The organism is Cyanobium gracile UHCC 0139 (assembly GCF_034931325.1).
Classification (GTDB): domain Bacteria; phylum Cyanobacteriota; class Cyanobacteriia; order PCC-6307; family Cyanobiaceae; genus Cyanobium; species Cyanobium gracile_B.
Window position 1 is genome coordinate 1 of record NZ_JAYGHX010000012.1, and the last position, 22,378, is coordinate 22,378.

At 66.4% G+C, this 22,378-nt stretch carries 27 protein-coding genes and 1 riboswitch; of the genes, 9 read left to right on the forward strand and 18 right to left on the reverse strand.

Annotation, left to right across the window (positions count from 1 at the left end):
• Window positions 1–276: hypothetical protein (locus tag VB738_RS14595; RefSeq protein ID WP_323306437.1), on the forward strand; the 276-nt coding region annotated here is incomplete at its 5' end.
• Window positions 277–315: 39 nt separating this feature from the next.
• Here the strand turns inward: VB738_RS14595 and VB738_RS14600 are convergent.
• The 4 genes from VB738_RS14600 to VB738_RS14615 form a co-directional block, all read right to left on the reverse strand.
• Window positions 316–891, reverse strand: coding sequence for a ferritin (locus tag VB738_RS14600; protein WP_323306438.1), 576 nt, complete (start codon window positions 889–891; stop codon window positions 316–318).
• 215 nt (window positions 892–1,106) lie between these two features.
• On the reverse strand, window positions 1,107–2,144 hold the full coding sequence (locus VB738_RS14605) for a histone deacetylase (protein WP_323306439.1): 1,038 nt from the start codon (window positions 2,142–2,144) through the stop codon (window positions 1,107–1,109).
• Complete coding sequence (locus tag VB738_RS14610) at window positions 2,069–2,386, reverse strand: DUF1830 domain-containing protein (protein WP_323306440.1); 318 nt, start codon at window positions 2,384–2,386, stop codon at window positions 2,069–2,071. The genes VB738_RS14605 and VB738_RS14610 overlap by 76 nt, the downstream gene beginning before the upstream one ends.
• 117 nt (window positions 2,387–2,503) lie before the next feature.
• Window positions 2,504–2,806: a hypothetical protein gene (locus tag VB738_RS14615; protein WP_323306441.1), complete on the reverse strand. Its 303-nt coding sequence runs from the start codon at window positions 2,804–2,806 to the stop codon at window positions 2,504–2,506.
• Between the two features lie 206 nt (window positions 2,807–3,012).
• Between VB738_RS14615 and VB738_RS14620 the strand changes: the two genes are divergently transcribed.
• Window positions 3,013–3,429, forward strand: a complete 417-nt coding sequence (locus VB738_RS14620) for a DCC1-like thiol-disulfide oxidoreductase family protein (protein WP_323306519.1) — start codon at window positions 3,013–3,015, stop codon at window positions 3,427–3,429.
• A gap of 27 nt (window positions 3,430–3,456) precedes the next feature.
• On the opposite strand, the gene VB738_RS14625 is transcribed toward VB738_RS14620, so the two are convergent.
• The gene (locus VB738_RS14625) at window positions 3,457–4,140 is read right to left on the reverse strand and encodes a M23 family metallopeptidase (RefSeq protein ID WP_323306442.1); all 684 of its coding nucleotides are present in this window, start codon (window positions 4,138–4,140) and stop codon (window positions 3,457–3,459) included.
• A gap of 86 nt (window positions 4,141–4,226) precedes the next feature.
• Window positions 4,227–4,946 (reverse strand): hypothetical protein, encoded by a 720-nt coding sequence (locus VB738_RS14630; protein WP_323306443.1) that lies wholly within the window; start codon window positions 4,944–4,946, stop codon window positions 4,227–4,229.
• 280 nt (window positions 4,947–5,226) lie between these two features.
• On the opposite strand from VB738_RS14630, the gene VB738_RS14635 reads away from it, so the two are divergent.
• Window positions 5,227–5,484, forward strand: a complete 258-nt coding sequence (locus VB738_RS14635; RefSeq protein ID WP_323306444.1) for a hypothetical protein — start codon at window positions 5,227–5,229, stop codon at window positions 5,482–5,484.
• A 47-nt stretch (window positions 5,485–5,531) separates the two neighbouring features.
• Window positions 5,532–5,936 carry a molecular chaperone DnaJ gene (locus tag VB738_RS14640; RefSeq protein WP_323306445.1) on the forward strand — a complete coding sequence of 135 codons (405 nt, stop codon included), beginning with the start codon at window positions 5,532–5,534 and terminating at the stop codon, window positions 5,934–5,936.
• 27 nt (window positions 5,937–5,963) lie between these two features.
• On the opposite strand, the gene VB738_RS14645 is transcribed toward VB738_RS14640, so the two are convergent.
• The 7 genes from VB738_RS14645 to VB738_RS14675 form a co-directional block, all read right to left on the reverse strand.
• Entirely contained in the window at window positions 5,964–6,590 is a 627-nt protein-coding gene (locus VB738_RS14645) for a methyltransferase family protein (protein ID WP_323306446.1), read from the reverse strand.
• 49 nt (window positions 6,591–6,639) lie between these two features.
• Complete coding sequence (locus VB738_RS14650; RefSeq protein ID WP_323306447.1) at window positions 6,640–7,563, reverse strand: lytic transglycosylase domain-containing protein; 924 nt, start codon at window positions 7,561–7,563, stop codon at window positions 6,640–6,642.
• Window positions 7,564–7,601: 38 nt separating this feature from the next.
• Window positions 7,602–9,554: an alpha-amylase family glycosyl hydrolase gene (locus tag VB738_RS14655; protein ID WP_323306448.1), complete on the reverse strand. Its 1,953-nt coding sequence runs from the start codon at window positions 9,552–9,554 to the stop codon at window positions 7,602–7,604.
• A gap of 4 nt (window positions 9,555–9,558) precedes the next feature.
• Complete coding sequence (locus VB738_RS14660; RefSeq protein ID WP_323306449.1) at window positions 9,559–10,467, reverse strand: carbohydrate kinase; 909 nt, start codon at window positions 10,465–10,467, stop codon at window positions 9,559–9,561.
• Window positions 10,468–10,471: 4 nt separating this feature from the next.
• The gene (locus VB738_RS14665; protein WP_323306450.1) at window positions 10,472–11,350 is read right to left on the reverse strand and encodes an HAD-IIB family hydrolase; all 879 of its coding nucleotides are present in this window, start codon (window positions 11,348–11,350) and stop codon (window positions 10,472–10,474) included.
• Window positions 11,334–13,469 carry an HAD family hydrolase gene (locus VB738_RS14670; RefSeq protein ID WP_323306451.1) on the reverse strand — a complete coding sequence of 712 codons (2,136 nt, stop codon included), beginning with the start codon at window positions 13,467–13,469 and terminating at the stop codon, window positions 11,334–11,336. The genes VB738_RS14665 and VB738_RS14670 overlap by 17 nt, the downstream gene beginning before the upstream one ends.
• 257 nt (window positions 13,470–13,726) lie before the next feature.
• Complete coding sequence (locus tag VB738_RS14675; protein ID WP_323306520.1) at window positions 13,727–13,942, reverse strand: high light inducible protein; 216 nt, start codon at window positions 13,940–13,942, stop codon at window positions 13,727–13,729.
• 176 nt (window positions 13,943–14,118) lie between these two features.
• Here VB738_RS14675 and VB738_RS14680 point away from each other — a divergent pair, with 176 nt between their 5' ends.
• Window positions 14,119–14,364, forward strand: coding sequence for a hypothetical protein (locus VB738_RS14680; protein ID WP_323306452.1), 246 nt, complete (start codon window positions 14,119–14,121; stop codon window positions 14,362–14,364).
• Between the two features lie 4 nt (window positions 14,365–14,368).
• On the opposite strand, the gene VB738_RS14685 is transcribed toward VB738_RS14680, so the two are convergent.
• Both VB738_RS14685 and VB738_RS14690 read right to left on the reverse strand, forming a co-directional pair.
• Entirely contained in the window at window positions 14,369–15,325 is a 957-nt protein-coding gene (locus VB738_RS14685) for an isopenicillin N synthase family dioxygenase (RefSeq protein WP_323306453.1), read from the reverse strand.
• Between the two features lie 12 nt (window positions 15,326–15,337).
• Complete coding sequence (locus VB738_RS14690; protein ID WP_323306454.1) at window positions 15,338–16,144, reverse strand: prohibitin family protein; 807 nt, start codon at window positions 16,142–16,144, stop codon at window positions 15,338–15,340.
• A 95-nt stretch (window positions 16,145–16,239) separates the two neighbouring features.
• Here VB738_RS14690 and VB738_RS14695 point away from each other — a divergent pair, with 95 nt between their 5' ends.
• Genes VB738_RS14695 through VB738_RS14705 form a run of 3 tightly spaced genes read left to right on the forward strand, consistent with a single transcriptional unit; the run spans window position 16,240 to window position 20,180 of the window.
• Complete coding sequence (locus VB738_RS14695; RefSeq protein ID WP_323306455.1) at window positions 16,240–17,175, forward strand: malate transporter; 936 nt, start codon at window positions 16,240–16,242, stop codon at window positions 17,173–17,175.
• Between the two features lie 36 nt (window positions 17,176–17,211).
• Window positions 17,212–17,793, forward strand: a complete 582-nt coding sequence (locus tag VB738_RS14700) for a rhomboid family intramembrane serine protease (RefSeq protein WP_323306456.1) — start codon at window positions 17,212–17,214, stop codon at window positions 17,791–17,793.
• 5 nt (window positions 17,794–17,798) lie between these two features.
• Window positions 17,799–20,180 (forward strand): type II CAAX prenyl endopeptidase Rce1 family protein, encoded by a 2,382-nt coding sequence (locus tag VB738_RS14705; RefSeq protein WP_323306457.1) that lies wholly within the window; start codon window positions 17,799–17,801, stop codon window positions 20,178–20,180.
• Here VB738_RS14705 and ppk2 read toward each other — a convergent pair.
• From ppk2 to VB738_RS14720, 3 genes are all read right to left on the reverse strand, one after another.
• A complete protein-coding gene (gene ppk2 / locus VB738_RS14710) occupies window positions 20,171–21,148 on the reverse strand; it encodes a polyphosphate kinase 2 (RefSeq protein ID WP_416233189.1) in 978 nt (325 codons plus the stop codon). The two genes, VB738_RS14705 and ppk2, sit on opposite strands and share 10 nt — an antisense overlap.
• 93 nt (window positions 21,149–21,241) lie before the next feature.
• A complete protein-coding gene (locus VB738_RS14715) occupies window positions 21,242–21,436 on the reverse strand; it encodes a hypothetical protein (protein ID WP_323306459.1) in 195 nt (64 codons plus the stop codon).
• A 59-nt stretch (window positions 21,437–21,495) separates the two neighbouring features.
• On the reverse strand, window positions 21,496–21,633 hold the full coding sequence (locus tag VB738_RS14720) for a hypothetical protein (RefSeq protein ID WP_323306460.1): 138 nt from the start codon (window positions 21,631–21,633) through the stop codon (window positions 21,496–21,498).
• Between the two features lie 228 nt (window positions 21,634–21,861).
• Between VB738_RS14720 and VB738_RS14725 the strand changes: the two genes are divergently transcribed.
• Window positions 21,862–22,140, forward strand: a complete 279-nt coding sequence (locus VB738_RS14725; RefSeq protein WP_094584066.1) for a DUF3136 domain-containing protein — start codon at window positions 21,862–21,864, stop codon at window positions 22,138–22,140.
• Window positions 22,141–22,208: 68 nt separating this feature from the next.
• Window positions 22,209–22,369, forward strand: a riboswitch (guanidine-I (ykkC/yxkD leader).
• Window positions 22,370–22,378 lie beyond the last annotated feature (9 nt).

A 22,378-nucleotide genomic window follows, 5' to 3' on the forward strand; every position in this document is an offset into this window, starting at 1 on the left:
GCCATGGCCGCCATGACCAACACCGGCGACAGCCTCATCGGCAGCCTCTGCCGCGACATGGCCGCGGTGCGCCAGCACTGGCTGCAACTGAAGGGACAGCGAGCCGTGTGCCGGGACGATCGGCTCCGCCTGAGGCTCGGCCGTGAAACCTGCCGACTGGAACAGCGGCGCTTGGAACTGCAGCGACAGGCCCGTGCGCTGACGCGCCTGCCCCTGCGCGATCCCCTCGGGGTCGCCTTCCTGCTGGAGATCACCAGCCGGCCCCTGGCCGCCTGAGCCGCGCAGGGACGGGAGCCGGTCCCCGCGGGTTCAGACCTAAGGCGCCGGCGGCGCCTGCGCCGCCGCCAGTTCCCCGTCAATCAGGAGCATGGAGGCAGCCTCCTGGCGCCCGAATCGCACCCGGCCGAGCAGGTGGGCCGCACCGTTCTCGGCGGCAATCTGGCCCTGGATCATCGGATCGAGGAAGACGGTGGTGCGCACATCGCCGGCGCGCTCGGCCATGGAATAGAGCAGCTGGAGCGACGTGGTGACATCGGCCTCGAGGCTGAAGGCGTCGGCCAAAACCGACTCGGGGTCACTCCATCGCTGGCAGGGGGCGGGCAGCTCCCCGAGGTCCACCGTCTGTCCACGGGCGATCAGATAGTCGGCCATCAAGCTGGCATGCAGCTGTTCGCCGCGGGACTCGGCCATGAGGTGGGCAGCGAATCCGCGCAGTTCCCGCTCGGCGAACCAGATGGACATGGCCCAGTAGGCGGCGCTGGCCTTGCGCTCCAGGCCGAGGTGGTCCTGCAGACCCTCGAGCAGCCCAGCCTCCATGGGCTGGGCCATGGCCCTTCCGGCGGGCCCGGTGGCCACCGCGGTCTTGGGTAGGGAGGAAGTCGAGGAAGTCATCGTGAGCGGCCTGGGGGGAAGGACCCATTCACCGTCCGCACAATTTAATGAGCCTGGTAACGAAACGACCCACTGGGGAGCGACCCTTTCCGCAGGGGTCGCCGGAAGGTGTCGCCGGGACGGGTCCCATGGGAGGCCGCCCTGCGCGTGCCCATGCTCGCCAGGGCGCTGCTCGGCCTGCTGAACAACCGCGAGACCTGGCTCTGGTGCCATGGTCAGCGTGGCCCGGTGTCCCCCAGCAGGCAGGCCACGTGGGCGGCACTGGCCGACGCCAGGCCTTCCAGGTCGTAGCCGCCCTCCAGAGCGGAGACCAGACGGCCTTGGGCATGGTCCGCCGCAATGGTGAGCATCAGCTGGGTGAGGGCCGCGAAATCGCTGTCCTGCAGGCGGAAATCCCCGAGGGGATCTCCGGCCCTGGAATCGAAACCGGCCGAAATCAGCACGAAGTCCGGGGCGAAGGCCTCAGCCAGCGGCAGCAGCTCCTCCCGCCAGGCGGCCACCAGCTCGGGCCCCGACGTCCCAGCCGGCAGGGGGCAGTTGCAGGTGGTGCCGGCGCCGGCCCCCTCCCCCTGATCCCGGCGGGTGCCGGAGCCCGGATAAAGCGGCGCCTGGTGGCTGCTGAAGAACAGCACCGAGGGGTCACCCCAGAAGATGTCCTGGGTGCCGTTGCCATGGTGCACGTCCCAGTCAACGACCAGGATCTTTTCGAGACCATGCACCGCCTGCAGATGGCGGGCGGCGACGGCCACGTTGTTGTAGATGCAGAAGCCCATGCCCCGCGCGGCACTGGCATGGTGCCCCGGGGGCCTGACAACGGCATAGGCCCGACGCACCCGCTGGTCCATGACGGCCTCCACTGCCGCCAGCACACCCCCCGCGGCCAGCCGCGCCGTGCGCTCCGAGTGGGGGCTGATGGCGGTGTCACCGGTGGAGAGCTGGTCACGGCCCGCCTGGATGTCCTGCTTGACCCGCTGGAGATAGCCCGGCGTGTGGCAGCGCAGCAGTTCCGCATCCGTGGCCGGACGAGGCGGCAGAATCCGGCAGCGGGCCAGCAGACCGGCCCGTTCCAGACCCTGGATCACGGCATCGACCCGGGCGGGGCACTCGGGATGCCAGGGGCCGGTGAGGTGCTCGCGATAGCTGGCGCTGCAGACGATGCCGGTGGTCGGGTCCGGCGTCAGTGGGGCAGAAGGCAGACCGAGCTGGCGTTGCCCCTCACCCCCACCGCTCGGCTCGGAACCTGGGGCAGCCATTCCGGACGCGACGACACCTCACTCTGCTGCATGGCCAGGGCGTCGGCGGGGAGCTGTTCGGTGAGGACGACACCCATCGAATCCCGCGCCCAGATCTCCACATCCGTGGCGGGCGGGCAATGGAAGGTGAGCACTTCAAAGGGAAAGACAACACGCTCGAGGAAGAAATCCTCGGGTCCGCAGCAGCGGATGATCCGCATCCGTTCCGAACAGTTGCGATAGCTACAAAGCAAGGCGTCCATGGCTCCCTCCAACCTGACTGCAACCTGACCATGGCATCAACACACGCTCCCCTGGCCGTGTCCGTTGCCGATGCGACGAAGGCTCGGCAATGAGTGTTTCTACCGCTTAAAGGAAGCTCAACTGCGTCTGAGCCAGTTCGGAGCTCCGCTGAACCAGTCACCCAGATCGTCCCGGCCGGGATTGAATCCGCCGTTGTCACAGGGGTCGCCCAGATCCAGCGAGCCCATGAAACGGTCGAGTTCCGATTCGGGCTCCCCCCTTCGCTGGGTGCGCTGGGCCCGCCGCAACCAGCTCCAGACACTGGCATCACGATCAGCGAACTTCTGAACATAGATGCGCTCATGGAGGCTGACAGGGCGGGAATCGGCAATCCTGCCGATGATCTCCTGGAGCCTCAGACGGGTGGTTGGTGTGAGCATCTTGCCAGTCATCCATTGGCAGAGGATCTAACCGTTCTGAGGAATCGAACGGTGCCGAGGATCACAGAATCCAGCCACCTGTCAGGACTTGGTGAAATCGATCCATGCCTGCTCCGGCGCCACTCTCTCGTCGCCGGCGGCAGAATCGCTAGACACGATCACGCGGCCGAGGCCACGGCCGCTCACCCTTGATTTCCCCTGCAACGATGGGCGCCCCCCCATCCCGACCGTTCGATACAGCCCCGCAGACCCTGCGACTCGTCTACGACGGAGGCTGCCCCTTCTGCCGTCACTTCGCCCTCAGCAGCGAACTGCGTGGCGGGATCCCCCATCTGCAGATCGTCGACGGGCGGGCCGACGCGGCCCTGCGCCGTGACCTCCGGGAACGGGGCCTGCCGCTGGCACAGGGCGCGGTCCTGCTCGAGGGGGAGAGGGCCTGGCACGGGGCGGAGGCGGTGCGCCAGCTGTGCGCCCTGATGCAGCCCAGCGATCCTCTGCTGCAGCTGCTGGCTTCACTGTTCGACGGACCGTCCCGCAGCCGCCGGCTCTACCCCCTGCTGCTGGGAGCGCGGCGCCTGGCGCTGGCCCTGCAGCGGCTGCCGCTGGATCCCGACCGCCCCTGAACGACGGGGCCCTCCGGCCCCCCTGGCTCAGGGCAGCGGCGGCAAGGGCGCCCGGCCCGCCACGGAGGGACCCGTGCCGATCGTCTGCAAGAGCGGGGAGGGATCCACCGCCACCAGCCGGCCCTGGCGCAGCTGGCGCCACTCGAAGTGCAGATGGGCCGTCGTGGCCGAGCCGCTGCTGCCCACCCGGCCGATGGGCTGCCCCGCCACCAGGCTCTCCCCAGGCAGAACCGCCACATCCAGCAGGTGGGCGTAGAGGCTCTGCCAGCCGAGACCGTGGTCGATCACCACGAGCAGGCCGTAGCCACCCACCTCATCCACCAGCCGCACGGTGCCCGGCAGCACGGCAAACACCGGCGTGCCCTCCGGGGCGATCAGATCGAGGCCGGTGTGCATGCGCCAGGCGTTGCGCGCGTCAGCCAAGCGCCAGCCGAAGGGGGCCTGCTCGCTGGGCTGCAGGCCGAGGGGGTAGCCCAGGGCTCCGGCCTGCTGCACCGGGAACGCCCCCACCGGAGCCGGCCGGTAGCGGGACCGCAGCGGGTCCGGCAGACGGTCGTTCTGCCCGAGGTCCCCCACCGGCACCTCGAGGGGAATCTCCGACGGCCGGGGCGGCGGCTCCCCCATCGCCAGCAGGGGAAGGGGCGCCAGGGACAGGGGCAGCAGCCAGGGCAGGGCCAGCGCCGTCAGAAACCGTCGGAAGCGGGAGTCCATCCGCCTGCTGCAAGGGAACCGTGCAGGTCTTGGTAACGCCCCCGGCCGTCGCTGCCAAGGCGGGATGCCCATGGAGACCGGCTCGGTCAGGGACCGCTGGCCATCTCCTGGCTCTCCGGCAGAACCACCATGGCATTGGCGACGGCGGTGTCCATCACAATCCGCAGCGCCAGGCAGGGATCGATCACCTCCCGACCCATGGTGATCGCCTTCTGGGCCACCAGGCCGAACAGGATCGGCCACTCCACCGGTTCGGGGCAGAACCGCTGCGCCAGCGGCAGAAGAGCCGGCCAGAGGCTGGGCAGCGCCTGCAGGGATTCCGGCGACGGCTGGTGGGCGTCGGGCACCTGCGGCACACCGAAGTCCCCCTGCCCGAGGCGTTCGATCCCTTGGCGCCAAAGGGCCGTCGGGTCCGGCAGGTCCGTGCAGCCCGCCTGCTGGGCGGCCCCGGCGGCCAGACCCCAGGTGGAGGTCGGATCGTTGAACAGGGCCTGGACGAGCCCCTCACCCACCAGGCAGGAGCCCCCGTCCCCGGTGTCCACCACATGCAGCCCCGCGAGCTCCGCCCGGCCGGCCGCCCGGGAGCGGGCCCGCACACCGACCTGGCAGGCCTGGCCCGCCAGGGCACCGCAGACCGCCAGCAGCGATTCGACGTGCACACCCCGCTCGGACGCCATGGCCTTCAGGAGCCGACGGCTGATCTCTTCGGCACCGATCCGGGCCCCGACCAGGGGGTCCTGGACCCGGCGGGCGGCGATGGCCTCATCGATGGCCGCATCGAGGGGATCGCGGGAGGGAGCTGTCATGGCCGCAGGGAACGGATCTCACGGGGGTCCATCACCAGCGTTCCCGGCCCCCGTCGCGACGCCATCGCCGCCACGGCAAGAGGGTGGGTCCGGCAGGGGAGATGGATCACCAGCGCGCCCGCGCGCTTGTCGCACCAGCCCTGGGGTCGGGGATCCCTGGCCGCCATCGGTGGCCAGGGATCAGGAAAGGATGCGCTGCGCTCCATCGGGTCATCTTCTCCTCACGAGAGCGTCACAGGGCGGAGCGGTGTTAGGACTGTGGGGATTCTCTCCATGCCCGATGCGAGCCCTCAGCTTCCTCTTCGCCCTGATGGTGGGTCTGGCGATGGCTTTTCTCGCACCGGCGTTGGCCGGCGGCCATGGTCAAGCCACCGCGGCGATGGCAGCTCCCGAAATGGCCGTAATCGCTCCCGTCTCCACCGGCGAGGCTGACACCGACAGCATGGCAACGGATCTCCTGCCCACCGATGTGCTCGCCAGCGACCTGCTCGCAGAACTGGGCATCGATCCAACCCTCACCCTTGATGGCGCCGTCTGAGTCGCAACCAACCTCTGCACGCAACGGTCGGGCTGGCACCTGAAACCATGGCTCGCACCCTGCTCGACACGCGCCTGACCCTGGTCTCCCTGCGGCAGGATCAACACGCCAGCGCTTCCTCGGAGGGGTCCGATGGGGCTGTCGGCAAAGGCTTCGCCTCGGCACGCTCCCGCGGCCATGGCAAGCCCTCGGGCACCAAGGGACGCCGCAAGAAGGGCACGGGCCTCTCCGCCGCCGACCACGGGCCCCTGGGCCGGAGCCCCAGCCTGGAGGCCATCGAAGCCAGGGCACGCCTCGGCCTGGCCCTGGGGGGTCGGCTGCGGGAGGCCGATGTGACGGTGGCCTGGAAGAGGGCCGCCGCCGAGCATCACCCCGACCGCGGAGGGCGTCACTCCACCATGCAGGCGGTGAATGCGGCCAGGGATGTCCTGCTCGGCAGGGGCCTCAGCTGACGACAGGCATCGGAACGATGCGCCCGCTCACACCACCCCCGGAAGCAGCCACCAGCTGCTTTGCCGATAGGCCTCGAAGCCTGGATAGCGTCCGGCCATGGAAGCATCCTTACGGATCATGCGGGACAGGTACAGCGCCAGAACGGAGGCGGGCAACAGCCAGGCCCACGGCGACCCGGCGATCACTGCGAAGCTGCTGTAACGGAGCAGGTCGCCAAGGTAGTTGACATGGCGAACGCGGCGCCACGCCCCATCCGCCACCAGGGTGGCCCCCAGGGCCTTGGCGGTCCCCTTCTGCACGTCGGCCGCCGTGTTCAGCAGCGATCCGAAAATGTAGAGACTGAGCCCCAGGGCGATCGTCAGCGGAGCCATGGGCATCGGATTGGCCATGGCCAGCCAGCCCGGCACGGCATAGAACACCCCGACGTAGAGCACCACCGCGACGGCCTGGGGCGGCTGAACCACCTCGGTGAAGAGTTGGGTGGTGCGCCAGGGGAACAGCACCTCCTCGAGCAGCCACCAGAGGCAATAGCTGACGTGAAGAGCCAGATAGATCGCGACCCGCTCGGAATCCAGGCCCAGCACCAGGGCAGGGATCAGCAGCCCCACGATGGTGGTCACCTTGGCGATGTTGATCGCTTGCAGCTGGGTCATCGGCGGCTGGGTCATCGGGGCCCGACGGGGTCCCATGCTGGCAGGCGGCTCAGCGCCCTGGAGGGGCCGAGGCGGGGAAGCGCTCCAGATAGGTGGCGACCGCCAGGGGACGGGGCTGGTTGTAGCCCACCGGCAGCCAGAGGTCGCCGGCAGAGGAGGCGTAATGGATCTCCCAGTGGTAAAGGCCGGTGAAGGCCGCCGGATCCATGCGCAGCAGCTCGGCGTACAGCAGCACGGCCCGGACGTAATACCGGCTGTTGTTGTAACCCCAGAGTCCCCGGCGGATGTCCCGCAGACCTCCGCGGCGCACCAGGTAGCGGGCCGCGGCATGGATGGCGTCTTCGGGATCGCGAATGTCTCCCTTGCCGATGCCGGGCTCGGCCCAGGTGCTGGGGAGGAACTGCATGGGGCCCCGGGCGTCGGCGACCGAGACGCCATCGATGCGGCCCATGCCCGTTTCGACCAGGTTGATGGCGGCCAGGACCTCCCAGGGAATCCCGGTGGCGGCGGACGCCTCCCTGTAGTAGCGGAGCAGGTCGGCCGCGGGCTCCGGGGGGATGATCCGCCAGGCGGGCACGACGGCGGGCCGTCGGCCTCCCCGATGCATGGCCAGAAACTCCCGGCGAGCCGCCAGGTGGCGGTCCATCACCCCCCGCCAGTGCAGCGGAAGGAAGGCCCGCACCCTGGCGGCCAGGGCCGGATCGGCGGCGAGCCGGCGATAGGTGACCTGCTGGCGATGTCCCAGCTCACCGAGGAGCCCGGGCGGGGTGGCGGCGGACCGGAGGGCCAGTTCGGCGGCCGCCAGCTGGGAAGCGATGGCAGCAGGGTCCGCCGGCAGCCGGGGATAGGCCCGCAGAGCGGGCTGCGGAGGCGACAGCGGTGTCGCCGTGGGCGCAGGCTGCACCGACGCGGTGACCGCCACCGCCGCCGAAGCCAGCAGCAGGGCCAACAGAACGGGTGTGACGACGCGCATGTGCAGGGGGAGCGTCGGGCGGCAGGAGGATCGGGCGTTCAGGTCTTGGTCAACCAGTAGAACTGGTAAGCCTGCAGCACGATGCGGCTGCCGGACTGGGACGGCCGGCGACCCGTGTGAAGATCAACCAGTCCGTCGTGACTGTTGAAGACCGATGGCACCAAGCTGTCGAAATCGAAAAAGCGGGGCTGGTCGTTGAAGTTGGCCACCACCATCACCAACTCCGATGGCCGCAGATGGTTGGTTCGCACGAACGCCAACAGATGGTCATTCTCCAGCGGCAGGATCTGGCGATTATTGAAATCAGCGAAGGCAGAGATCTCCTTGCGGATCGCGATCATCTTCTTGATCGCCGAGAAAATCACATACTCCACGGTTCCCTGCTTGCGCCTGAGCTCCGCCCTGTCCCAATCAATCTTTGGACGATGCACCCAGCGGGTGTCATTGCACTTGCTGGGGTCGTCATAAAAACTGTAATCGTTCAAGACACCCAAGGCATCGCCATTATAGATGAGTGGAATACCACCAAACGACAGAATGATGCCGTGCATCAGCAGAATGCGGCTGATGGCTGTGGCGATCAGCTGCTGATCCTTCGATTCGAGTGCCGACTCCAGTCCAACGAGTGAGGCCAGGGAGCCGCAGATTCGCGCATCACCCGTGGTGTCATTGGGCATGAAGGTAAGTCCCCTCGGAATCGCATCGAAATCCCCTTTGAAATAGTCGATCAGAAAGCGCCGGTGGGCACGGGGGTCGTAGCCCACCTGCTCGATGTCGATATCATCGAAGCCGAAGCCGATGTCGTCATGGCAACGGACGTAGTTAAGCCAGGTGGCTCGCTCCAGCTTATTGGGCAGGCTCTTGAGTCCCTGGCAGAGGAGCCGCGTGTTGCGGGTAGCCACAGCATCCCAAAGCAATGCCATCAGGGTGGCGTTGTAAGCAATTTCACATTCTTTGGCCACGATGGCGTCTTCGCCGAAATACTTGGTGATCTCGGTGGGGGCCACAATGGCCTCGGCGATGAACAGAACACCCGGCGCGGTCACCTGGCAGCAGTCCTTCATCAACTGCAGGATGAGGTGGGCCTTGCGTTCGTTCTGGCAGGTGGTACCGAGCTTCTTCCAGAGGAAGGCCACGGCATCGAGCCGTAGAACATCCACGCCCTGGTTGGCCCAGAACAGCAAGACATCGAGCATCTCGATGAAAACCGCCGGGTTGGAGTAGTTGAGGTCCCACTGGTACTCATGGAAGACCGTCATGACCCACTTGCCCATCTCCCCATTCCAGGTGAAATTCCCCGGGTCGCTCTCGGGGAAGACCTCGGGCATACTCTGCTCAAAGACATCAGGAATATCCCTGTCGTCGAAAACGTGGTAATAATCCTGATAGTGTTGTTCCCCAGCCATGGCACGCCGGGCCCACTCGTGTTCATCCGATGTGTGGTTCAACACAATATCCAGCACCAGCAGAATCTCACGCTTCCTGAACTCGTCGGCGATCCTGCGGAGATCATCGAGGGTGCCGACCCTGTCATCAATCCGGCGAAAGTCACTGATCGCATAGCCACCGTCACTCTTGCCGGATGGGCACATCAGGATCGGAAGGATGTGAACCATATTGATGCCCAGCTCCTGAAAGTAGCTGATCTTGCTGGCCAGATCTGCCAGGTTCTCCGCAAAGCCATTGGAGTAAACTGCCATCCCAACCCACTTCTGGGAGAGGAACCAGTTGTAATCATCCTCCCGACGCATGTCGAGCGATTCAAGATCAGCCGAACGATCAATGTAACCCCGAGCCATAGTCTCGACGAGACGCAGGAGCTGGAACTTGAAGTCGTCTCGATGACCGTAGAGGGTGACGAACAATGAATGGATGGCATAGAAGTTTGCACCCAGCCTGGTGTAGAAATGACGTAAGTCCTGGCGGCGGATCTCTGGACGAAGGTCATCCAGAATTGAATTCAGCAGCGAATGGGAGATTTGCTCGTACATCGACTCAGCCAACCCCCCATGACGTCAGGAACTGTGCATAGACCGACGGATCATCGATGGTGGCCCCACGGCGTGACACCAGGCCCGCAGCGAAATCCCCGGCACGGGCCAGGCTCTCGGCCCATGGCCACCCCTGGCTGAGTCCCAGCAGGAGCACGGCGGCAAACCCGTCCCCCGCACCAACGGTGTCGACGACCGGGCCAGCGGCGGCGGGAGCGACGGAAACGACCTCGCCGCCACGCCAGAGCAGAGCACCGAGGGCACCACGGGTAACCACAAGGGTCTCCAGCCGGTGGGACTCGGCGAAGCGATGCATCGAGGCGGCCAAGGCGACCCCGTCGTCCTCGTCGGGCGGGGCGTCAGCGGTCAACAGGGCCAGCTCCGCCGCATTGAGCTTGACGTGGTGGGCATCCTCCACCAGGGGCAGAACCGTCTCGATTGACCACCAGGGGCGGCGCAGGTTCACATCCAGGACGATCGGACCTTGATGCCGCGACTTCAGGGACGTCAATGCTGCCGCCGATGCGGGGTGTCGGAGGGCCAGGGTCCCGTGGTAGAGGAGGCCCATGGCAGAAACCGCGCACGGTTCGGGTGGATCGATGAAGTCGTAGGCACTGCCCGAGACGATCTCGTAGCGGGGCTCGCCACCCACGAGGGTCACGCTCACCTGACCGGTGGGATGGGACGGGTCTGACTGCAGAGCCGAGACATCCAGGCCCCAGCGCCCCATGGCGGAGCGGATTCGTTCGCCTCTGCCATCCCTGCCGACCCTACTGACGAGTCGGGGAGCCAGGCCGAAACCCCTCAGGTGCCAGGCCACGTTGAACGGGGCACCACCGAGGACCTCGGTGGCATCCGGAAAACAATCAAACAAAACTTCGCCGAAAATCGTGATCGAACAGTGCGTCTGCATCGGGTCAATCCAGCTCCCTCACGGCATCGGCATGGAAGTGGCCGATGCCTTCGAGGATGCCGGCACTGTAGTTGCCATTCATGCCCAGGAAGCCTCCCTTGGCAAGATACAAACGATCCCTCGTGCCGCTGCGTTCAGATTCGGCCGTGGCCTGAGCCGCCACGTCGGGATGGGCATTGGCGACCAGCACGGCAGGAATGGCGCTGGTGAGAACCGAGAGGTCATTACCACTGTCACCGGCAAAGATCGTCTGCCCGTGGGAAAATCCTTGCGCACGCATGAGAAACTCGACCGCATGGAGCTTTCCCGCCCGTTGCGGGAGAATATCCAGCAGCCCGATGGCTGCATTCTCGTCGATGCTGTGAATCAGAGAGGCAGCGATGGCGTGGTCCTCAAGGCGGGTAAGGATTTCCCTTGTCAGGACCGGCAGATCGGCATCCAGAGGGATGAAGTAGCTGAGTTTATGGGAATTCTGTCTGTTCTCAGGCTGCAGAGCCAACCCGGACAGACCAGCCAGAACCATCGCCAGATCTGACCAACCAAAGCCCTGCCAGTCGTGAGAAATGTGCAAAAACCACGCCTCCAGAGGAGACCAGCCATGGGTCCGTTTGTCGTAGATGGAACTGCCAACATCCCCAATGATCCAATCGGGCTCAGGAAGGCGGTACTCCTGGATTGCCTCTTCCACCAAGGCCAGATCTCTACCGGTCACGTAGGCCAGCGCCGTGTGCGGCCTGGAGACCAGACGCGCAAAGGCCGGGCGTGCACCCACCGACTCGGTGGAATCTCCGTTGGGCAGCAGGGTCCGATCGAGATCGGTGCAGATCAGAAGAGGTTCCATCAACGAATGGCGAACGGTTGCGGCATCAGTGGAAAAAACCATAGTGATCAATGGCCTCCAGGATACCCGCCGCATGCGATCCCTCGGAGAAATACACCCTTTCGGAATCATTGAGTTGGTCCAGCTCATCCCGATGGGGGCTGTCCACGACCACGCCCAGCGTGTTTCCCCGGAGCATATCCTCATCGCCCCGGGAGCCTCCATTCACCAGCACCTGCCCAAGGGGAATTTTCCACTGGTTGGCTACATATCGCAGGGCCTGTCCCTTGGACGCGCGGGCGGGAACAAAGTCAAGAAACTGACCGAAAGAGAGACTGGTGTGGGCAGCAAGTTCATGCTGACGCAGAAGAGTGAGAATCTCCTCCAGGGGAGGAGCCTGATGTTCATCGTAGTAATACGACAGCTTGAAACGGCTCTGGTGCTCCTTCGCCTGCAGGGTGAGGCCGGGCAGCGGTTCCATGAGTCGATGCAGGACCTGGGGGGTCCACAAATGGTCAATGTGGTGAGTCCAGGCAATGTCCGTGGTCAATTGGGGTGGGGTATAGATCTCCGTGCCAAGGCTGGTGATCAGGACATCGGGCATCGGAATCGCATGCACCTTGAGAAGCTTGAGGACAGAATTGAGCCGTCGACCGGTCGCAATACCAAAAAGGACTCTCCGGTGATGCTCCCGAATCAACTTCACAAACAGCGAAAGCGCCTCAGGATCGCCGAGCAGGGTGTTGTCGATAGCCGTAAAGATGGCGCGGGTTCGGGTTTGTACGGCCGGAGCCGTTGAGAGCGGAGCTGGACGGGCCGTGACACGAGCCTGAAGAACGAGACTTCCCAGACGTTCGAGATACTTCCTGGCATGGGCTTCCCACGAATAGTACTTGGCTACACTCACCAGACCGTGGCGGGAGAACGTCGCCCATAAGTCCTCATCCTCAAGGATCTTCAGCAGCGCTCTGGTGATGGAAGCCTCATCAAGGGGATCAATCAGCAGGCCATTTTTGCAGTTTCCAATGATGTCGACGGGCCCACCCACTTCGGTTGCCACAAGAGGCAGTCCGCTCGCCGCCGCCTCCAGCAAAGTGAGCCCGAACGGCTCCGTGAGTGCCGGGTTGACAAAGACACCTTTTGATGACGCCGCCAAGCGATAGATATCGGCCACATCGCTGGGGGAATGGTGCTTGGGCAAAGCCACCAGTCCACTGAGCTCATGGCAGTCAATGACCAGCAGCAATTCCGTGAGAACATTCTGGGCGCCTTCATGGAGCTCACGAATGTCGTTGCGATTGCCTGCCACGATGACAAGATTGGCGATCTCCCTGAGACGATCGGATTTGCCATAGGCTTCCAGAAGGGAAACAATATTCTTGCGCTTATCTGGCCTTGAAAGAGCCAGAATCATGGGTTTATCGGGATTGCGGAGATATTTGCCTAGGGTCTTAGTGAAGGCGACAGGTGCATCTCCAGGGCCGGGGGGATGGAACTGGTTCAGATCGGTTCCCGGTGGAATGACCGACATCTTCTCTGGGGTATAGCAATCGTAGAGCTCATATTGGTCTTCAATCTCATTATGTGTACTCGTGATGACAAGATTGGCACTGTTCAGGACATCTTCTTCGGCACTGATCCTCTCGGCCATCCGGTAGCGCTGCTGAATCTCCTCCACCGGCAATCCGAGGGCCAGAAGCCGCCTCACCTTGTCCCGGCCAAGGGAGTGGCCCGTGTGAATAAGGGGAAGGCCGGTGAGGTGGGACAGACGAACACCCACATAGCCGGCATCGGCATAGTGACTGTGCAGAACATCAGGTCGACGCGGCTGGCGAAGAAGCCAGGAGTGGAGCTCATCCGTGAAGGCATCAAGGTGGCCCCAGAGCTCTTCTTTTTGGAGGTAGAGATCAGGGCCCGCAGCGATTCGAATGATGCGAGCCTTGCTGTCGAGATGCTCCACAGGCCTGCCGTAATCCGGTGACACCTCAGGATCCCGGATACAGCGGGTGACCAGATCCACCTGGGCAACACCCGGCTGTCGAGCCAGGGCCCTGGTCAGCTCCACCACGTACTTTGTCTGTCCTCCGGTATCGGCGTCACGGCCTAATTCCAGATTCTCCCCTCGGATCAGGCCGTGAATGCTGATCATCAGGATGTAGAGAGAATGGTCGTTGGTATCCATCGTCATGGTTACGTGGCCGGACAAGCCTGCTGAGCACATCAAGGAAACCGTCAGACACGGAAAAAGCGAAACCAGCCAAGCCGAACGAGAGTGGCTGGATGATCACAACCCCCTGCATTCTACGGATAGTTATTCTACCTCAAATAGCGTCCAACGACCATAGTTTTTTTTCGCGGATGGCACGTCTGAACCGTGTTGCATCCCTGCGTGGACGACATCAGCCGTCCGCCCACCGGCCGAGGGCCTCGAGCACTGGCTCAGCCCAGCAGCCAGCGCAGCATCAGGGCAAGCTGACCGACGATCCCCCTGCCGGTGAGCTCCTCGCCGATCAGGGCCGCGGCGAAACCGATCATCGCCACCCGCCCGTTCAGTCGCTCAACACCCGAGAGGGCGGCCCGGTTCCAGGGGCGGGAAGTGGTGAGGCCCTCCCCAAAGCGCTCCAGAGGCTCGTACTGAAACGCCCGGTCGCCCACGGCCGTGCTGCCCTGTTCCCTGGTGGGCTCCTGCTTGCTGCCTTCGTCCACGGATTCCGCCCTCGGGTTCACCCAGCCTATGGGGCCCCGGCTGACGGGTGGCCCGCTGCGGCCTTTCCCCCATAGTACAGGCGCACCAGGGCTCCGCCATGGTGCCCGGCCAGAGCGATCCTGCGGTGCCTCCCCAGCGGACCAACCCCCTTCGCTTCCGCGAGGCCCGAGCCGGGCACCTCGCAGGGGTGGCCATGGCCGGCCAGCCGTGGTTCATCGGCCGGATCTGCGAGCTCAGCGGCATGTCTCCGGCGGATTTCGCCCGGTTGCTCAACATCGACACCGGCGACATCGAGAGAATCCCGACACACTGGATCGTCGACCTCATTGGCGACGACGGACTTCTCAACGACCGCAGTCCTGGCCAGTGATCGATCAGTTCTCAAGCAGATTGATGCGGTAAAGAACCTCCTCGAGGGCATCGGCAGCAGCTATGGCGCTGTAACGCTGCGGGTGATCCGGATCGCAGCAGGAGGGCACCGGCGCAAGAACTGTCCAGGGCCGGGCATGGCAGAACTGCACCACGCTGTGGCGTTCATCGGTGGCCCCAGGCGCCGCCACCACCCGATGCCAACCGGTGGGAATGCGTCCGTTCGAAAGCCGCTCCAGCATCAGCCCCGTGTTGATGATCACACGCCCGTCCGGAGGGGCGGCCTCCACCCATTCGCCGGACACACGCACCTGCAGCCCCGGGCCGGTGGCCCGCGGCAGGGCGGTGATCAGATTGATGTCACCATGGGCCGCCGCCCACAGATGTCCCTGCGCCGGCGCCTCGGCCATGGGGGGGTAGTGCAGGGCCCGGGTGAGGGTGGGGGCCTCCCACACCATCTCCTCGAAGAAGCCCTCGGCGCAGCCCATGCCCAAGGCGATCACCCTCAGAAAGCGTCGCTGAAGATCGTCGATCGCCCGGTGGAAGTCCCCCAGCACGGCGGTGATGCCGGGAACGGCTGCCTCCGGCAGAACCTGCTCGGGGTAGAACGACGGGAACCGGAGCCGCAGGGGATGCCCGGTGGGAAGGGGGGCAGACCAGTTCAGCATCTCCTTCCAGTCAGGCTGATCGCTGCCCGCGGCCGTCTCCACCAGCACCTCCGTGTAACCGGTCTGGCCGTTGGCGCCGGGCGCCCGGAAGCACCGCTTGGTGTCGGCGTCCAGGGCGAAGAACCGCTGCAGGAGCCCGTAGGCGGTGTCCAGCAGGTCGACGGGCAGATCGCTGCTGGTGTAAACGAAGCCGCTGGCCAGGCTGCGCCTCACCCCATCGACCACGGCGTCACGGGCCCTCCCGTCGCCCCGCTCGAAGGCCAGCAGGTCCACATCGAGAATCCCCTCGTCCATCGGGCGTCCAGCTCAGCGGCGGCCGTTGACGATCACCGGGCTGCCGCCGCCCCCGGCCGCCCCCGGCAGGGCCGGCACCACCGAGGTCTGACCGTCCCATTTATCCAGGAACAGCTTGTAGAGCACCTGGTCATCGAGGCTGGAGTTGAGGGTCTGGTAGCGCTTGGCTTCCTGCTCGGCAATCAGCACCTCCGTCTGGGCCCGCAGCAGTTGCTGCTCGGCGATCTGCTTCTGCTCAATCGCGGCGCGGTATTCCTCGGCGATCTGCAGACCGGTGAGATCCAGACCCTGGACGGTCACGTAGTCGAACTTGCGCAGCTCCTCGGCCACCTTCTCCTGCACCAGTTCGGAGATCGAGTTCCACTCGGTGGCGATCGTCACCAGTTCGTACTGGGAGAACACCGACTTGAGGGCCTTCAGCAGGGACGGCTGGATCACCCGCGGATAGATCTGCTGGTCGTCGGTGGCGATCGTTTCGTAGATGCGACCGGCCTCGGCGGGCTTCATGGCGTACTTCACCGTGGCGGTGGCCTGGATCACCTGCAGGTCCTTGGTGAGGGTGGAGAACTGCTCCGGCCGCACCTGGGTGCGCACGTCGAAAAGAGAGGTGTTCTGGGCCAGGGGGATCTTGAGGTTGGCCCCCGGCTGCCGCGGCGCCCCGGTGACCTTGCCGAGGGTGGTGACGACGGCGACGCTGCCCGCCGGCACGATGAACACCGTCTGGGTGAGCAGCACCAGCCCGGCGAGCACGGCGGCGAAGACCAGCTGCCAGAGGCCGCCGAAGCCGTTATCGGCACCGGAGCGCATGGGGGATTGCATCGGAGACCTGAACACCTGGAGAAGCGACGACCCTAGGCAGCGCCGCAGGCCGGGGGACGCCATCGTGGGGACGCCAGGAGGACGGTGGAGGGCTGGTGCTGCGGTTCCTGCTCGAACTGGTCCCTCCCCTGGGCCTCGGGCTGTTGCTGGGGGTGCGGTTCCCCGGGCTGCCGGGACGGCTCGCTCCGCCCTTGATCACCTGGGGCATCCCCATCAGCCTTGTGGCCCTGCTGCTGCGGGCGGGCTTCCGGGCCGAGCTGGTCGCAGCGGCCCTGATGGCGGCGGCCGCCTCGGGCCTGGGCCTGCTGCTGCTGCGCCTGCCGGCCCTGGGCCGGTACGTTCCCGGAGGAAGCCTGCAACTGGGTTGCATCGTCGGCAACACCGGCTACTGGGGGTTGCCTGTGGCCCTGGCCCTGCTCCCCGCCGAGGCCATCGGCTTCACGATCGCCTTCGATCTGATGGCCACCCTGATCACCTGGAGCCTCGGTCCGCTGCTGGTGGACCGGCACGCCGGCAGCGTCAGCCGACAGCTGCAGATGCTGGCCAGCAGCCCGGCCATGCGAGGGCTGGCTCTCGCCGTGCTCCTGCACCAGACACCCTGGAGCGCGGCGCTGGCCCAGTGGCTGTGGTGGCCGGCCCGGCTGGTGGTCCTGGTGGCCCTGGCCCTGGTGGGGATGCGGCTGGGCCTGATGCTGCGGCGCCGCTCTGCCGATCCGGTCCGGGGATCCGCCCTGGTGGCACCCCTGGTGGGCAAGCTCCTGGTGCTTCCGATGGCCATGCTGCTGCTGGCCAGCCTGCTGGGACTGCCCTCACCCTTGCGGGACGCCGTGGTGCTGCAGGCGGCGGCCCCCACCGCCCTCTCGGTGCTGCTGCTCACGGAAGCGGCCGCTGCCGGACAGCCAGAGGCCGCCGGAGCCGGGCAGCGGCAGGTGAGCGAGGCGGTGGCGACGCTGGTGCTCTGGAGCACCGCCCTGGCCCTGGGCACGGTTCCGCTGTGGTGGTGGCTGCTGAGTGGTCCCCTGGGGAGCTAGGACAGGCCAACACGCACTGCCCGTTCGCCTGCGGCCATGGCCGGTTCCCTTGCCGAGCGGCTCGACCGCAGCCTCTCCCGTCTGAAGGGAATGGCCGTGCTGCCGGTGCTGATCCTGGCGGTGCCCTGGGTCCAGGAGATCATCGACCAGGTCTTCTTCGGGGGTCGTTGGAACCTGCCGATGGTGCCGGGAGGCCCCTTCCTCGGGGTGCTCACCGCCCCCTTCAGCCATGGGGGCTTCGGTCACCTGATCAGCAACAGCCTCTGGTTCCTGCCCCTGTCCTGGCTGGTGCTGGCCAAGAGCCGGGGTGACTACCTGGCGGTGTGGCTGGGGGTCTACGCCACGGCCATCCCGGTCTGGCTGTTCTGGCACCAGGCCAGCCACGGCCTGTCCGGGGTGATCTACGGACTGCTGGGCTACCTGCTGCTGATCGGCTGGCTGGAGCGCCGCCCCCTCTCGATCCTGCTGTCGCTGAGCGCGCTGTTCGCCTACGGGGGGGCGCTGCCCAGCCTGCTGCCGTTCCTGAGCCCCCCGGGGGTGAGCTGGATCGGCCACGCCTCCGGTTTCGCCGGCGGCGTGCTGGCGGCCCTGGCGATCCACCGGGAAAGCGGCGGTTAGCACCCATGCCGCCGCCGCCAGCCAAGCCCGGGCCGCCTCGCCCCGACCGCCGCCGGCAGGCTGTTCTGGCGTCCGTCCTGGCCCTGGCGCTGCTGGTCCTGCCCCTGGCCAGGGGTGCCCTGGGCGCGGCGGCCCCGCCGCCGCCCACCAGCTACGACCTGGCCTGGCGGGCCCCCTTCAACCGCCCGGAGCACTATCCCCTGGCCCGTCGGCCGGATCCGGCCCTGTACCGCCCCCACCGCGACTGGTTCGGGCGCCTGATCCTTCCCGCGGTGGCCGAGATGGCCCCGGGCGGCGGCGACTGGGTGTGGCTGGAGCTGGAGCAGGCCCCGGCGGGCCAGGACGCCCTCGTCGGCCAGCGCCTACGGCTGGGCTGGCAGGACGAGCCGATGCTGCGGGCCCTGGTGGGCAAGGTGCGCACGCCGGTGCGGCTCGGGGAGCAGGCCCGGCTGGCGGCGCAACAGGGCAATGTGGTGCCCACCCGCCTCGACGGCCGCAACAACGTCGGGCCGCTGCAGACCCTGGCGGGGGCCCATCCCCACGACGACATCACCGTGGCGCTCGAGGAGGTGGAGGTCGAGCGGCGGGACGGGGACACCGTGCTCCGCATCGGTCGCCCGCCCCTGCAGAGCACGGGCCGCTGGGTGGCCCTGGTGCGGCTGCTTTCCCGCGACCCTCTCGACCCGGAGCGCTTCCAGGTCCAGCACTACGACCGGGGCCGGGGGGACTTCGGCGGCCCGACCGAGACGGTGCGACTGCCCCGCCAGCCCCCCGATCGCCATGGCCGGCGCTTCTTCGATCCGCAGGGACTGCTGGAGTCCCCCGCAGGCAAGGACGGCTGGTACCTCTACGGCGCCCCGGACAGCGACGGGACCTTCACCGCCCAGGCCCTGGAACCCCGCCATCTCACGCGTCTGGAGAGCGACCAGGTTCTGCGGGGCACCGCCGCCGGCCTCAACGCGATCAGCCGGATCAACTGGAGCGACGGCCAGACCCAACGCGGCCGCTTCAACCGGGTGGGCCTGGATCCCGATGGGGAGCACGCCCCCTGGCAACCGGGCGACCGATCTCTGGTGATCCACAACTTCGGCGGCATCGGCGGACCCGATGGCGAGCCGATCAGCGGCTTCACCGTGACGGGCCATTTCGCCTTCGGCGCCGCCCGGGTGGTGATCGATCCCTTCAGCGGGGAGCCCCGCTTCGACCTGCGCTACCACCAGATCTACGCCAACAATCCCAACGGCATCGTCTCGGGCAGCCAGGACTGGAGCGCCTACACCGGCAACCTGCAACGGGGCTGGCTCGGTACGCGGCCGATCTCGGACGTGCTGGTACGCACCGACCCCCTGCTGCTGGAGGAACTGGCCATCCAGGCGGAGGTGCTGATGGCCCGCTACCGCAGTGGCGACGGCAGCGGCGTCTCGCTGGTGTCGCCGGCCATCTCCTGCGTGCAGGATTCCAGCCAGGCCCTGTGGATCGCCATCGACCAGCTGCGCCGCCGCCGCCGAGCGCTTGACGGCAGCGAGCTGCCCCGGCTCGCCTCCCTGGCCCGCTCCCTCGATGCCCTGCTCACCCCCTTCGGCATGGTCCGCGCCGACTGGCGCCACAACGCCGCGCTGATGGACCGCCCCGGCGATGCACCGGACCGCTTCAGTGCCAGCCCCAGCCTCTGGGATGGGCTGCTCAGCTGGCGCTCGATGCTGCCCCGCCGTGCCCACGACGAGATGGCCCGGGTGTTCCTCCGCCACGGGGATCCGATGCATGTGCTTCGCACCAACCAGCTCCCGGGCGCCGACCGACGCCTGGCCCCCTTGGCGCCGACCCAGCTCCTCGGCCAGCTGCCCGTGGTGGGCCTGGCCCTGCCCCGGCTGATGGATGCCTACTTCACGCCCCTCAGTGGAGCCGGTCTGGCCCTGACGGTCCTGCTGCTGGGGGCCTACGCCGCCATCGCCCTGCCGCTGGGGCGCCGCAGCGGCTTCCTGCCGGCGACGGGTTCGGGGGGGACGCCCTGGGTGCTGCTGCGCCGGGCCCCGGCCCTGCTGCTGACACCGGCGCTGGTCGAAGAGACCCTGTTCCGGGCCGCCCTGCTGCCGCACCCCCTGGAGGGACTGGGCATGGCGGACACCATCGCCTGGGGGGCCCTGAGCGTGGGGCTTTTCGTCGTTTGGCATCCGCTGGCGGGCCGGCTCTGGTACCGCCAGGGTCGGAGGCTCTTCGACGACGGCCGCTTCCTGCTCCTGGCCGGTCTGCTGGGGCTGACCTGCGTGATTGCCTACGACCTCACCGGATCCATCGCGGCACCGGTGCTGATCCACTGGCTGGTGGTGCTGATCTGGCTGGAGGGGCTCGGGGGCCGGCGCTGGTTGGGCGAGGGGCCTCAGGGATAGGCGTTGGGCACGAAGAACTGTTCGTTCATCGGCGGACGCTGGTAGTCGGCACCGCTCTTGCGGGGAGGCAGTTCGATCGCCTTCGGGGTCATGTCCTCGTAGGGGACCTTGCTGAGCAGATGGCGGATGCAGTTGAGCCGGGCCCGGCGCTTGTCATTGGCCTCGACGGTGAACCAGGGAGCCTCCGGGATGTTGGTGTGGGCGAACATCTCATCCTTGGCCCGGGAGAACTCCACCCAGCGGTCCCGCGATTCCAGATCCATCGGGCTCAGCTTCCAGCGGCGGGCCGGGTCCTCCAGGCGGGAGCGGAACCGGGCCTCCTGCTCGTCATCGCTGACGGAGAACCAGTACTTGATCAGGGTGATGCCGCTGCGCACCAGCATGCGCTCGAATTCCGGACAGGAGAGCATGAATTCATCCACCTGCTCGGGCGTGCAGAAGCCCATCACCTTCTCGACGCCGGCCCGGTTGTACCAGCTGCGGTCGAACAGGACGATCTCCCCGGCGGAGGGGAAATTCTCGACGTAGCGCTGGAAGTACCACTGGCTCTTCTGCTGGTCGGAGGGGGTGCCCAGGGCGACCACGTTGCAGCCGCGCGGGTTGAGGGGCTCGGTGATGCGTTTGATGGTGCCGCCCTTGCCCGCGGCATCCCGGCCCTCGAACAGCAGGATCATGCGGTAGCCCACATGCTTGGCCCAGTACTGCATCTTCACCAGCTCCACCTGGAGCCGGGCCAGTTCCTTCTCGTAGAACTTGCGATCCAGCTTGGGGGGGCGTCCCTCGGAATGGTTGGCGAGGTCGTCGAAGATCGGCGAGGGCCTGTAGAGATCCGACTCACTCACCCCGGAGGAGCCGAGACCATTGCCGATGACCGAGTCGGACCCGTGCTTGGATCGGGATTCCTTCTTCTTCGGGGATTTGATCTTCAGGGTCTTGATCTTGAGACCACTTTTTTCCTTTTTGCCCATACCGCAGCGGGGGGTGTGCTGCCTCTGCAATAGCCGATCAACGCCCCCCCGAGAGCAGCAATAAGCACCCGCCGGCAAAGCGTGGGATTTTCTTCATGTTGGCCCGGTGGCGCCCATGGGGGTGGCGATCGGGGACGGCAGGTCGGAAGCGGCCACCCACTGGGCGATCAGCTGCTCCTGCCGCACCAGCCGATAGCGGTTCCGCTCACAGGGGTGCTGCCGGTACTGGTCCATCAGGCTCTCCAGCCTGGCGATGAGGGAGAGGTAGACGGGGTGGTTCTTGTTCATCACCTCAGCAGTGAGGCATCAGCAGGCAAAGGGGAACGGGGCCCTGGCCAGGGGGGCCCTCAGCCGGCGACGCTGACGCCGGGGGCCCACTGCGCGATCAGCTGCTCCTGGCGGACGACGCGGTAGCGGTTGAGTTCGTTGGGCAGGTCGGTGTACTGCTCGTTGAGTGCACGGAGCTGCTGCAGAAGCGCATTCATGACGGGATGGTCTTTGTACATGCCGGGCATTCGTCTGCTGACCAAACCTTAACTGAATCGGAAGGGCCGCCACCCCCCGGCGCCGCTCGGGTCAGCGAACCCCCATCGCGGCCCGCTCCGACCCGGGGAGGCAACGGCGCCGGATTGTCCCCGGATGGGGGGCGCGCCCCGGCCGCCGATGGACGACAGTGGAAGGATCTCTGCGGGGCCTGCCCCGAAGGATGGCCGATGACCGCCCGATCGCTTCCAGCGTCCCTGCCGAAGGTCACGATCCCGAAAGTCACCATCGGTGAACTGGAGGCCAACTATTCGATGTACTGCAAGGCCCTGCGGCTGCTGGTCCGGGAAGGTCGGACCCTCAAGAAGATCCAGCGCACGGTCTGCTGGCACCGACTCGAGCAGCTGCACCAGTGCCTGCCGAGCCAGTACAAGGACCCGGACTACCTCTTTCTGCTCCTGCGCCGCGAGACCAACCGCAAGGCGGCCGGTCTTCCCTGTCCTTCCTGAAGCCACCGCCCCCATCCCGTAGCAACCGTCACAACCGTCCCGCCCGGGGGCCTTCAAGATTCCAAGGCGGAAATTGCTTCTAGGGTTCCGGTCCCCCACTCCTGGCACTGCCATTGCTGGCCTTGCCGGCAGCCGGAGGGACGCCTGGTCCGAGAGAAGCGCACCCACCGGACCCCGAGAACCCTGTTCTCACCGGTGTGTGGCACGGAGGGACAAAAGCCCGGGAGACCGCCCCATC

Excerpts from the sequence above, each read along its gene's own strand:
- VB738_RS14650 (WP_323306447.1), bottom strand. The coding sequence starts at position 7,563 with ATGCGCGTCGTCACACCCGTTCTGTTGGCCCTGCTGCTGGCTTCGGCG.
- VB738_RS14690 (WP_323306454.1), bottom strand. The coding sequence starts at position 16,144 with ATGCAATCCCCCATGCGCTCCGGTGCCGATAACGGCTTCGGCGGCCTC.
- VB738_RS14600 (WP_323306438.1), bottom strand. The coding sequence starts at position 891 with ATGACTTCCTCGACTTCCTCCCTACCCAAGACCGCGGTGGCCACCGGG.
- VB738_RS14705 (WP_323306457.1), top strand. The coding sequence starts at position 17,799 with ATGCCGCCGCCGCCAGCCAAGCCCGGGCCGCCTCGCCCCGACCGCCGC.
- VB738_RS14700 (WP_323306456.1), top strand. The coding sequence starts at position 17,212 with ATGGCCGGTTCCCTTGCCGAGCGGCTCGACCGCAGCCTCTCCCGTCTG.
- VB738_RS14620 (WP_323306519.1), top strand. The coding sequence starts at position 3,013 with ATGGGCGCCCCCCCATCCCGACCGTTCGATACAGCCCCGCAGACCCTG.
- VB738_RS14660 (WP_323306449.1), bottom strand. The coding sequence starts at position 10,467 with ATGCAGACGCACTGTTCGATCACGATTTTCGGCGAAGTTTTGTTTGAT.
- VB738_RS14715 (WP_323306459.1), bottom strand. The coding sequence starts at position 21,436 with ATGAACAAGAACCACCCCGTCTACCTCTCCCTCATCGCCAGGCTGGAG.
- VB738_RS14645 (WP_323306446.1), bottom strand. The coding sequence starts at position 6,590 with ATGACCCAGCTGCAAGCGATCAACATCGCCAAGGTGACCACCATCGTG.
- VB738_RS14605 (WP_323306439.1), bottom strand. The coding sequence starts at position 2,144 with ATGGCTGCCCCAGGTTCCGAGCCGAGCGGTGGGGGTGAGGGGCAACGC.
- VB738_RS14625 (WP_323306442.1), bottom strand. The coding sequence starts at position 4,140 with ATGGACTCCCGCTTCCGACGGTTTCTGACGGCGCTGGCCCTGCCCTGG.
- ppk2 (WP_416233189.1), bottom strand. The coding sequence starts at position 21,148 with ATGGGCAAAAAGGAAAAAAGTGGTCTCAAGATCAAGACCCTGAAGATC.
- VB738_RS14635 (WP_323306444.1), top strand. The coding sequence starts at position 5,227 with ATGCGAGCCCTCAGCTTCCTCTTCGCCCTGATGGTGGGTCTGGCGATG.
- VB738_RS14630 (WP_323306443.1), bottom strand. The coding sequence starts at position 4,946 with ATGACAGCTCCCTCCCGCGATCCCCTCGATGCGGCCATCGATGAGGCC.
- VB738_RS14685 (WP_323306453.1), bottom strand. The coding sequence starts at position 15,325 with ATGGACGAGGGGATTCTCGATGTGGACCTGCTGGCCTTCGAGCGGGGC.
- VB738_RS14720 (WP_323306460.1), bottom strand. The coding sequence starts at position 21,633 with ATGAATGCGCTTCTGCAGCAGCTCCGTGCACTCAACGAGCAGTACACC.
- VB738_RS14725 (WP_094584066.1), top strand. The coding sequence starts at position 21,862 with ATGACCGCCCGATCGCTTCCAGCGTCCCTGCCGAAGGTCACGATCCCG.
- VB738_RS14615 (WP_323306441.1), bottom strand. The coding sequence starts at position 2,806 with ATGCTCACACCAACCACCCGTCTGAGGCTCCAGGAGATCATCGGCAGG.
- VB738_RS14610 (WP_323306440.1), bottom strand. The coding sequence starts at position 2,386 with ATGGACGCCTTGCTTTGTAGCTATCGCAACTGTTCGGAACGGATGCGG.
- VB738_RS14670 (WP_323306451.1), bottom strand. The coding sequence starts at position 13,469 with ATGGATACCAACGACCATTCTCTCTACATCCTGATGATCAGCATTCAC.
- VB738_RS14655 (WP_323306448.1), bottom strand. The coding sequence starts at position 9,554 with ATGTACGAGCAAATCTCCCATTCGCTGCTGAATTCAATTCTGGATGAC.
- VB738_RS14640 (WP_323306445.1), top strand. The coding sequence starts at position 5,532 with ATGGCTCGCACCCTGCTCGACACGCGCCTGACCCTGGTCTCCCTGCGG.
- VB738_RS14665 (WP_323306450.1), bottom strand. The coding sequence starts at position 11,350 with ATGGTTTTTTCCACTGATGCCGCAACCGTTCGCCATTCGTTGATGGAA.